Consider the following 9,522-nt stretch of genomic DNA (forward strand, 5'->3'; position numbering starts at 1 on the left):
CCATGGCGGCGCAGTCGACCACGACCCGAAAAACGACCGTCCGGCGCAAGCGCACGCCGGATACCGGCCTGCTGCGCCCCTATCGGCCCCGGCCGGCGGACTTCCGCGAGGTCTATGTCCGCATGGGTTGGGAGGGTCTGGACGAGCATTTCCGCACCAACTGGCGGTGCATCCGGCGCTGGATCATCGAGCAGATCGCGGAGGACGAGGCGATGGGCCGGATCCACCTGAAGGCGGCCCGCACTAACTGGCTCGCCGAGCATGGCGAACGCATCCGCCGGCAGGAGCTCCGGGGCTCGCGCCGGTCGGACTATGTCGCCGGCCGCCGGCTGCGCCCGACCCGCGTTTTCGATTGGGGCAACATCCCGCCCCGCGCCCAGATGAACCTTGTGTTGGAGGAAGACATGCACGGGTTCACCCCGCCCCGCCCGACCCGGCCGATGCGCGTCAGCGATCACGCCCGGGTCCGCTATCTCGAGCGGGTGAAGGGCGTCGACATCGAGAAGCTCGACGCGGAGATCCTGTCGCCCGCCATGTCGCTCGCCGACGATATGGGCGGCGGCAAGGTGATCATGAAAACCGGGCACAAGGCGGTCGTGCGCGATGGGGTGATCGTCACGGTGGAGAGCAAGTCGGAGCGGAGGAAGGGGCGGTGAAACCTGAGCAGAAAGCGGCGCTGGATAGCATTAACCGTTTCGTTGACCAGCACGGCGGCGACCGTGCCGATGTTCGGCTCGACGAAGAGCGATTTGCATATTTCTGGACGGCACCGGATGGGCGTGTCGCGGCCATCGGTTGGGATGCGCGGAGGTCGCGGTGAGCGATTCCGTCACGAGATTGAAAATTATCAAACGGAAATCGGCATGATCTCGAAGCGGGGTGGAGCTCGTCCGGGCGCTGGCCGGCCTAAGGGCTCTCGGTCCGTCGCGACCGTCGAGCAGGGAGCCACATTGGCCGAGCTGGCGCGGAAGCATGCGCCAACTGCGATCCGTACGCTGGCCCAGATCGCGCGCAAGGGCGAGAGTGAATCGGCACGTGTTGCAGCCGCCAATGCCCTGCTCGATCGCGGATTCGGACGGCCGACGCAGTCGCATGAACATTCCGGCCCAAACGGCGGGCCGATCGAATATGCGAACCTCTCCGACGAGGAGATATCCGCTCGCATCGCCGCGCATGAGGCTGCCCGTGGCAAGCGCCCAACCGCTCACTGATCGTGAATATCTGGCGCTCCTCGATGAAGAAGCGCGGCGCCGCGAAATCCGCGAGCTCGAAGCCGAACGCCGCCGTCGCGCCGACAACGCCGAGAGCATCCGCCAGCGCTGCCGCACCCTCTCCGGCTTCGTCCGGGAGGCGTGGTCGGTGCTCGAGCCGGTCAACCCCTATGTCCATGGCTGGCACATCGACGTCATCTGCGAGCACCTCGAAGCGATCACGCGCGGCCAGATCAATCGACTGCTGATCAACGTCCCACCCGGCACGATGAAATCGCTCCTCGCCGGCGTCTTCTGGCCGGCATGGGAGTGGGGACCGTGCGGCCGCCCCGCGACGCGCATCATCGGATCAAGCTATTCCGAGGACTATGCCAAGCGCGACAACGGGCGGATGCGCGACCTGATCACCTCCGAATGGTTCCAGTCGCTCTGGCCTACCCCGTTGGTCCGATCGGGCGAAATGGCCTTCACCAACGCTGCGACCGGCTTCCGCCAGGGCAAGCCGTTCTCGCGCCTCACCGGCGGCCGCGGCGATCGCGTGATCATCGACGACCCGCATAGCGTCGACGGTGCCGACAGCGACGCTGAGCGCAATGCCACGATCAAGACGTTCCGCGAATCGGTGCCGACCCGGCTCAACGACCCGATCCGCTCGGCGATCGTCGTCATCATGCAGCGGCTCCACGAGCGCGACGTCTCGGGCGTCATCCTGGCGCTCAAGCTCGGATATGAGCACCTGATGCTCCCGATGGAGTTCGAGCCCGAGCGAAAATGCATCACGTCGATCGGTTTCGAGGATCCGCGTACCTATGCCGGCGAACTGCTATTCCCAGAGCGCTTCCCGCGCGAGGTCGTGGAGCGCGACAAGATCCCGATGGGCTCCTACGCGGTGGCGGGGCAGTTCCAGCAGCGGCCGACGCCGCGGTCGGGCGGCATGTTCCAGCGCGAGGATTTCGAGATCGTCGATGCGCTGCCGGCGGGGAAGCACCGGTTGGTCCGCGCCTGGGATTTCGCGGCGTCGATCCCCAAGCCCGGCACGTCGCCGGACTGGACTGTCGGGCTGCGCATGTGCCGTATCGACGGGGTGTTCTATATCGACCACGTCGTGCGCGGCCAGTGGACGCCCGCCGGCGTCGAGCGGGTGCTCAAGAACACCGCGACCCAGGACGGGGGGCGCTGCACTGTCCGTCTGACCCAGGACCCGGGAGCCGCCGGCAAGGCCGACGTGCAGACCAAGACGCGGCTCCTCGCGGGCTTTTCGGTCGTCTCGAAGCCCGCCACCGGCGACAAGGCCACGCGTGCCAAGCCGGCATCAGCCCAGGCCGAGGCCGGTAACGTCAAGCTGCTGCGCGGGGATTGGAACGAGGCGTTTCTCGACGAGGTCTGCGCGTTCCCCAACGCTGCGCATGACGACCAGGTCGACGCGTTCGCCGATGCGCTCAACGAGTTGGCGCTCGGTGGGAGCTATAATATCGACGCGCTGATCTGAGGCAAAATTGTCACACGCAGCGATGAACCTCGTTCATCTCGAAACACGAGGTAGCAAACCAGCCCCAGATATCTGATTTATTAACAGATCGAAACAATCGGGTGTCGATGCGAGGAGCGATATGCAGATTTATATTTTTGCCGGCAAGGGTGGGATATACGGCTTCACGCCAGATGAGACTGGGGCCAATCTCCCGAAAGATTATGGAGTGTGGACGCACCATTCGACAATTGGGATGCAGCGCGGCGAATCTTCGAGGATCGTCGTCAATACCGATGAGTGCCTTAACAATATCGCAACGCAAGGCTATCATCTTCAAAGTGCGAAAATCGAGACGAATACGTCTCTGAACTGACGGCGGTAATACATCCTGGGCGCAATGGGGATGTTTATCTCGCCTTTCAGGCATCCTCTCCTGTTGAACGGGCGGCCGGGGGAAACCTCGGCCGTCTTCTTGTGACGGCGGTAACGGATGCATGCCGGGCCCGGCAGGTTCCTCCCATCGACGTGGGGTAGAGCAGTGGTAGCTCGTCGCGCTCATAACGCGAAGGTCGCGGGTTCGAATCCCGCCCCCGCCACCGATTGAACCAGGGAGATTCCCATGATCCGCTATGTGATCCTTGCCATCGCCAGTCTGGCGACCTTTGCCGTCAGCACCGCCCACGCCATCGTCGGCGCGGTGGATCGCTTCCTCGAATTCGTGCTTTCGAGCATTGCGTGGCCTCCTCAGCCGTTCGCACTAGTCGGCGAAGGTCATGCCGACGCCCTCCCGGCCGGCGCTCCGCTCGACGCCTCGCTGCAGCAAGGCCTCCGTCACGAAGCCCATGTCCGGCGACGATCGGCGGACCGAAACATCTAAATACGGGATTTGCCCGTAATTGATCGGGGCCGTCCTTCGGGGCGGCCCTTTTCGCATGCCGTGACGGCGGTAATCGCGCCCGGCGTGCACCGTCATACCCGCGAAATGGCCTGGATCACCGACAGCCTTCGCACCGCCATCGGCTCCGTCGCCGGGCTTAATCCCCTCAACCGCGCCGCGACTGCGCTTCCCAACGTCTTCACGCACCAGCTCGCCCTCGTTGCGTACATGTCGTCGGGCATGCTCCGGAAGGTCATCGCGATCCCGGCCGACGATCGGGTGCGCGAATGGCGCGACTGGCAGGCGTCGAAGGACGATATCGCGCTGATCGAAGCCGAGGAGGCCCGGCTTGGGCTCCAGGCGAAGGTCAAGCAGGCCGAGGTGCTGCGCGGCATCGGCGGCGGCGCGCTGATCCTCATCACTGCCGGCGATCATGCGCAGCCGCTCAAGCCCGAACAGATCGCCCAGGGTGGCCTCGTCGCCGTCAATGTCGTGAGCCGGTGGCAGATCAGTGGGCGCAACTGGATCCGCGATCTCGCCAGCCCCGATTACGGCGCCCCCACGATGTGGGAGGTGTCGAGTAACGGCAAGCAGACCCCGATCCACCCGAGCCGCGTCGTGTGCTTCCGGGGCGAGCCGATCCCCGCCGGCGGCACCGTATCGGACGAGGACGCCTTCTGGGGCGATAGCCGCCTGCTCCGGGTCTATACCGAGGTCCAGCGGGCCGACGAAACGCAAGGCTGGTTCGCCGCCCTCGTCCGCAAGGCGAAGCTGTTGCGCATCGGGATTCCCGACCTCGACAGCATGGACGAAGACCGGATCGCCAAGCGCGTCGGACTCATCGCCGAGGGTGAGGGCATCCTCAACGCCACCGTCTTCCGCTCGGCCGGTGCCAACGGCGATGCTGGCGAGACGGTCACCGATTACCAGGTCACCTGGACCGGCATCCCTGCCGTGATGGACGCGTTCGATCAGCGCGTCGCGGCCGTCGCTGATATCCCGTTCACCCGTCTGATGGGTCGCTCGCCCGCCGGCATGAACTCGACCGGCCAGCACGACACCGACAACTGGAACCGGGCCGTCGCATCGGGGCAGAACCTCGAAACGAAGCCGTGCCTCAACCAGATCGACCCGATCCTTCTCCGGTCGGCGGGCGTGGCGCAACCCGATGAGGTGACCTGGAAGTTCGCGCCGCTTTGGACGCCCACCGAAAAGGAAGAGGCGGACACGTTCAAGACGACAATGGATGCCGTCACCGCGCTCATGAACACAGGCGCGATCCCGGAGGAGGCTTTCAACAAGGGCGTCCAGAACCTGCTCACCGAGCGGGAATATATCCCCGGCCTAGACCAAGCGCTCGAGGAGGTGCCCGAGGCGGAGCGGTATGGAGGCATGGCCGAGCCGACGGCCGCTGACCTGGGCGGCGACCCCAGCGCGATTGCGGGGCAGCCGCGAACGACCGTGGTGGCGGGTGATGCAGCCCACTTCTTCGCCGACGCGAAGCCCCGCCCGCTCTACGTCCAGCGCAAGCTTCTCAATGCCGACGAACTGATCGCCTGGGCAAAATCGGTCGGCTTCACCTCGACGCTGCCGGCCGAGGACATGCACGTCACCGTCCTCTATTCGCGCACCGCGGTCGATCCGATCAAGATGGGCGAAAGCTGGAACGAGAACGAGAAGGGCGAGATCGCCGTCAAGCCCGGCGGCCCGCGCGCGATCGAGCGCCTGGGTGAGAACGCCGTTGTGCTCCTGTTCGCCTCGTCTGAGCTCTCATGGCGGCATGAATCCATGGTGCGCGCCGGCGGGAGCCACGATTACGGCGACTATCAGCCCCATGTCACGCTGACCTACGAGGCGCCGGCGGGGATCGACCTCGACGCGATCAAACCGTTCACCGGACGCCTGCTGTTCGGGCCCGAGCTGTTTGAGCCGCTCGATCTGGACTGGAAGAGCAAGGTCACAGAGGCGTAAGCGGTGGCCTACAGCCTCGCCGCCCTGGTCCGCCACAAGCGCAACCCGCGCCGCAAGCAGATCGTGATCCGCGATATCCGGCCACCGCAGATGCTGGCGAGCGACCTGTATCGGTCAAGCTACGCCCGCGTTTGCGCGGCATGGGAGGCGGCGATACCGCGGATCATGGCGGAATATGAGCGAAGCGTGCCGGTGCGGGACGCATCTGCAAATCCGGGCAAAAATATTCAGATTCTATCTGACAGCGCTTCGGATCTCGGCGACCTGTTCCGCATCCTCGGCGATGAACTGACCCGGCTCATCCTCGACATCATCCCCGAACTGCGCGACTGGACGTTCCGCACAGATCGCTGGCATCGCGACCAGTGGCGCGGCGCCGTGCTCAGCGCGACAGGCGTCGATATCGAGACGATCCTCTACGCATCGGGCACCCCCACCACCGTCGGTGAGACGCTCGCGTGGAACACCGCGCTCATCAAGGATGTGAGCGACCAGACCCGTCAGCGCATATCATCGGCAGTGTTCGCCGGGCTGCAAGCACGCAAGCCGGCGCGCGAGGTCGCAGCGCAAATCCGTGATGCAGTCGGCATGTCGAGGCGTCGATCGCAGCTCATCGCTTCGGACCAACTCGCCAAGCTCGCCTCTGGCCTCGATAGCGAGCGCATGCATGACGCCGGGATCAGCCAGTTCAAATATCGGCACTCGGGCAAGCTCCACGCCCGGAAATGGCACCGGGCGCGCGACGGGAAGCTCTATGAGCTGGAAACAGGCGAGCAGGTCGAGGGGCCCGACGATATCGCGCGCGACGATATGCCGGGGGTTCCGCCCTATTGCGGGTGCCGGAAGCAGGCGGTGCTCACGTTCGACTAGCGCTCTGAGCCTTTAATTCGACTAGCTTTTCTAGCGCATCCGCAATTCGTTTTAATTGATCGATCTGCTGGCGTTGCTCTCGCCTTATAGCACTCAGATCGTTGCTCAGCCGTTGTGCGTAGCTATCGTTCATGATGCCCTCCCTATTGACGGCGGTAACGATAGCACGCCCCGCGCGGCATCCAATGCCGCATGCTGTTCACAGATCGCGCCATTTTGGACGGACCGGCTCGCATCACGCGGGAGGGGCACCTGCTCGCCGTCGCCCGCGCGGCCAGGGCGAACAATGTCCAGGACTATCTACCGCATGAGATAGGCCAGGCTCCCAAGCCGGACGGCACCCCCTATCGCATCTTCCGTCCCGAGGCCGAGGTTTTCGCCCGCGACGCTGTCCAGAGCGCCGCACATCGCCCGATCACGGTCGACCACCCCGCCGAGGATGTCAGCGCGGCCAACTGGAAGCGCCTCGCGGTGGGTGATACCGGCGGCGAAGTGCTGCGCGACGGCGAGTTCCTTCGCCTCCCGATCATGGTGATGGATGCCGACGGCGTGCAGGCCGCGACCACCACGCATCAGGAATTCAGCCTCGGCTACAAGGCCGACCTCGACATGACGCCCGGCACCTTCGGGGACCAATCCTACGACGGGGTCATGCGCAACATCCGGATCAACCACCTCGCCCTCTGCCGCCACGCTCGCGGTGGTGCCGAGCTGCGCATCGTCGACGAGCGCACGAGTCCCAACGGAGAAATGAAGATGTCCAAGATTAAGATTGGCGACTCCGAGGTCGACCTGTCGGACGGCGCGGCCGTCGCGGTCGCCGTCGGTGCGCTGCAGAGCAGACTCTCGGACGCCGAGGGCAAGGTCGGTACCCTCACCGCCGAAAACGCAACCTTCAAGACCTCGATCGAGGCGAAGGACGGCGAGATCGCTGCGCTCAAGAGCCAGCTCGCCGATGCGACCGACCCGGCGAAGGTCAAGGCGCGCGACGAGGCCCGGGCCAAGGTCGTCGATGCCGCCAAGAAGATCGCTGGCGACAAGCTGGTGGTCGACGGCAAGACCGAGGCGGAGATCCGTCGCGCCGCGGTCGAGGCCAAGCTCGGCGACGCTGCCAAAGCCATGTCCGACGACGCGATCGCCGGTGCCTTCGCCGCCTATGCCCCGCTCGGCGACGCCAAGCCGCAGGTGCAGCCGATCGGCGCCCCCTCCTCGCTCGGCGACGCCGCCGATGTCCGCAACCAGGCGCGCTTCTCGCGCTACGCCTCCTAAGGGATCAGGGTCATGGCAGAAGTTCAGACCACCTACACCGATAACCTGGCGCCGGCCTATCCCGGCATGATCGCCAATGGCGAAGTCGGCAATCGCATCACCCGCACCTGCGAGGATGCGGCCGGTATCGGGTTCGGCAAGGCCGTGTACCGCGGAGTCGGCGACCATGGCTGCACCGCCACCCAGACGCTCGTCGCGGCGGGCTCGGAGGCCGCAGGCAATGTCGGTACCGGCACGATCACCGACGTGCCCACGGTCGCGGCCGGCGCGAAGATCGGGCGCTATACTGCGATCCTCCTCGCGACTTCCGCAACGGCGGCCTTCGCGGTCAATGACCCGGATGGCAATCTCGTCGGTCATGGCAACGTCGCGACGCAGTTCTCGGGCGGCGGGCTGACCTTCACGATCAGCAACGCGGGCACGATGACCATCGGCGACACCTTCTACGTCGACGTCACCGGCAACGAGTTCCTCGGCATCACGATTGCCCATGAGGCGCTTGCGGTGCTGCCCGGGGCCGATGCGGACGAATATCCGCAGTACGAGAACGTCCCGATCCTGACCGGCGGCGCGCCGATCTGGGTGAAGTCGGGCGCGAACTTCGCCCAGGGCAACGGCGTCCACGTCGCGGCCGACGGCGATTTCGAGCCTTCGGGCGGCATCGGTCTCGATGGCTGGGATTTCGACAACAGCGGCACCTCTGGCGATCTCGCCAAGATCGTCGCGCGCTAAGGAGCACGGGCACATGTTCATCAATTTCGCAGACGCGACCGGCGGCATCATCACCGATGCCAACGCCTGGCACGGTGCCGACGAGTCGACCCGCCAACGCGCCCTCACCGCTTGGAAGGCGCACGATGCGCGGCTCGCCGCCAGCTTCGCCGACAAGACCGCGGAGTTCCTCGTCGACGCACAGGTCGGCCGGGCCTTCCTGGTACCGCAGCTCTACCGCATCGAGACCGAGGTCTACATGCGGAAGTATCCGAGCTTCGATTTCGGTCAGCTCATGACCGTCATCACCGATGGCGATCATTGGGACGTCGGCACGGTCTTTTATTCGATGGATCAGGTCGGCAAAGCCGAGTTCCTGGCGGGCAAGGCGTTCGACATGCCTTACGCCTCGACCCTGATGAACCAACATACTCATGCCTTCCACCTGGCGGGCATCGGGTACGAATGGTCCGTCCAGGAGATGGAGCGCGCAGCCCGGCTCGGCCGCTCGCTGTCGAGCGACAAGGCTATGGCCGCCGACCAGGCCGCGCAGGCGTTCCTCTGGTCGATCGCAATGACGGGCCGCACGCCCGGCGCCGCGACGTCGGAGAAGGGCTGGACCGGTCTCGTCAACAATGCGTCGGTCCCCTCGGCCCAGGTGCCGAACGACGGCACCGGCCCGGCCCGCACCTTCGCGTCGAAGACCGATACGCAGGTGCTCCGCGACATCAACGAAGCGCTGATCGCGGTTCACACCGCCACCGGTGAGACACATGTCGCCAATACGCTGCTGCTGCCGACGAGCACCTATCAGGAATTGGCGAGCCGCCGCCTGGGCGACACGGCCGACACGCTGCTCGACTTCATCCGGCAGAAGAACGCCTATACCGCGCTCACCGGACAGCCGCTCACCATCCGCGCCACCCGCGCGCTGGAAACGGCCGGCACCGGCAACAGCAAGCGGCTGATCGCCTACGACAACAGCCGCGAGGTGATCCGCTTCCACCTGCCTGGACCGCACCAGTTTCTGCCGCCCTTCCAGAAGGGGAGCATGGTCTACGAGGTCGGCGGCATCATGAACGTCGGCGGCGTGGAGATCCGGCTGCCCAAGGCGATCGTCTATCGCGACAGCTTCTGATGCC

At 65.3% G+C, this 9,522-nt stretch carries 11 protein-coding genes and 1 tRNA gene; 11 read left to right on the forward strand and 1 reads right to left on the reverse strand.

What is annotated here, in order from left to right:
• The first annotated feature begins 2 nt into the window (after nt 1-2).
• The 8 genes from B5X82_RS26930 to B5X82_RS07430 all read left to right on the forward strand — a co-directional run bounded on the left by B5X82_RS26930 (nt 3) and on the right by B5X82_RS07430 (nt 6,400).
• Nucleotides 3-656: a hypothetical protein gene (locus B5X82_RS26930; RefSeq protein WP_079647484.1), complete on the forward strand. Its 654-nt coding sequence runs from the start codon at nt 3-5 to the stop codon at nt 654-656.
• 42 nt (nt 657-698) lie between these two features.
• Complete coding sequence (locus tag B5X82_RS26935; RefSeq protein WP_217699568.1) at nt 699-1,211, forward strand: hypothetical protein; 513 nt, start codon at nt 699-701, stop codon at nt 1,209-1,211.
• Complete coding sequence (gene terL / locus B5X82_RS07410) at nt 1,186-2,700, forward strand: phage terminase large subunit (protein WP_217699569.1); 1,515 nt, start codon at nt 1,186-1,188, stop codon at nt 2,698-2,700. Before B5X82_RS26935 ends, terL begins: the two co-directional genes overlap by 26 nt.
• A gap of 121 nt (nt 2,701-2,821) precedes the next feature.
• Nucleotides 2,822-3,055 carry a hypothetical protein gene (locus tag B5X82_RS26260; protein ID WP_139385047.1) on the forward strand — a complete coding sequence of 78 codons (234 nt, stop codon included), beginning with the start codon at nt 2,822-2,824 and terminating at the stop codon, nt 3,053-3,055.
• A 151-nt stretch (nt 3,056-3,206) separates the two neighbouring features.
• Nucleotides 3,207-3,278: transfer RNA gene (locus B5X82_RS07415), tRNA-Met, on the forward strand.
• Nucleotides 3,279-3,301: 23 nt separating this feature from the next.
• The gene (locus tag B5X82_RS07420; RefSeq protein WP_079647486.1) at nt 3,302-3,559 is read left to right on the forward strand and encodes a hypothetical protein; all 258 of its coding nucleotides are present in this window, start codon (nt 3,302-3,304) and stop codon (nt 3,557-3,559) included.
• Nucleotides 3,560-3,643: 84 nt separating this feature from the next.
• On the forward strand, nt 3,644-5,530 hold the full coding sequence (locus tag B5X82_RS07425) for a phage portal protein (RefSeq protein WP_235862624.1): 1,887 nt from the start codon (nt 3,644-3,646) through the stop codon (nt 5,528-5,530).
• A gap of 3 nt (nt 5,531-5,533) precedes the next feature.
• Nucleotides 5,534-6,400 (forward strand): phage minor head protein, encoded by an 867-nt coding sequence (locus B5X82_RS07430; RefSeq protein ID WP_217699570.1) that lies wholly within the window; start codon nt 5,534-5,536, stop codon nt 6,398-6,400.
• On the opposite strand, the gene B5X82_RS26705 is transcribed toward B5X82_RS07430, so the two are convergent.
• A complete protein-coding gene (locus tag B5X82_RS26705; protein WP_176152496.1) occupies nt 6,387-6,533 on the reverse strand; it encodes a hypothetical protein in 147 nt (48 codons plus the stop codon). The two genes, B5X82_RS07430 and B5X82_RS26705, sit on opposite strands and share 14 nt — an antisense overlap.
• 83 nt (nt 6,534-6,616) lie before the next feature.
• On the opposite strand from B5X82_RS26705, the gene B5X82_RS07435 reads away from it, so the two are divergent.
• From B5X82_RS07435 to B5X82_RS07445, 3 genes are read left to right on the forward strand one after another with little or no spacing between them, the layout of a single operon-like run.
• On the forward strand, nt 6,617-7,669 hold the full coding sequence (locus B5X82_RS07435) for a DUF2213 domain-containing protein (RefSeq protein ID WP_176152497.1): 1,053 nt from the start codon (nt 6,617-6,619) through the stop codon (nt 7,667-7,669).
• A gap of 12 nt (nt 7,670-7,681) precedes the next feature.
• The gene (locus tag B5X82_RS07440; protein ID WP_079647489.1) at nt 7,682-8,401 is read left to right on the forward strand and encodes a structural cement protein Gp24; all 720 of its coding nucleotides are present in this window, start codon (nt 7,682-7,684) and stop codon (nt 8,399-8,401) included.
• 13 nt (nt 8,402-8,414) lie between these two features.
• On the forward strand, nt 8,415-9,518 hold the full coding sequence (locus B5X82_RS07445) for a DUF2184 domain-containing protein (RefSeq protein WP_079647490.1): 1,104 nt from the start codon (nt 8,415-8,417) through the stop codon (nt 9,516-9,518).
• Nucleotides 9,519-9,522 lie beyond the last annotated feature (4 nt).

This window comes from Rhizorhabdus histidinilytica (assembly GCF_900167915.1).
In the GTDB taxonomy this organism is placed as follows: domain Bacteria; phylum Pseudomonadota; class Alphaproteobacteria; order Sphingomonadales; family Sphingomonadaceae; genus Rhizorhabdus; species Rhizorhabdus histidinilytica.

Bases quoted from the DNA above. Each gene is read 5' to 3' on its own strand.
- B5X82_RS26930 (WP_079647484.1), top strand. From the start codon at position 3: ATGGCGGCGCAGTCGACCACGACCCGAAAAACGACCGTCCGGCGCAAG.
- B5X82_RS26260 (WP_139385047.1), top strand. From the start codon at position 2,822: ATGCAGATTTATATTTTTGCCGGCAAGGGTGGGATATACGGCTTCACG.
- B5X82_RS07420 (WP_079647486.1), top strand. From the start codon at position 3,302: ATGATCCGCTATGTGATCCTTGCCATCGCCAGTCTGGCGACCTTTGCC.
- B5X82_RS26705 (WP_176152496.1), bottom strand. From the start codon at position 6,533: ATGAACGATAGCTACGCACAACGGCTGAGCAACGATCTGAGTGCTATA.
- B5X82_RS07440 (WP_079647489.1), top strand. From the start codon at position 7,682: ATGGCAGAAGTTCAGACCACCTACACCGATAACCTGGCGCCGGCCTAT.
- B5X82_RS07445 (WP_079647490.1), top strand. From the start codon at position 8,415: ATGTTCATCAATTTCGCAGACGCGACCGGCGGCATCATCACCGATGCC.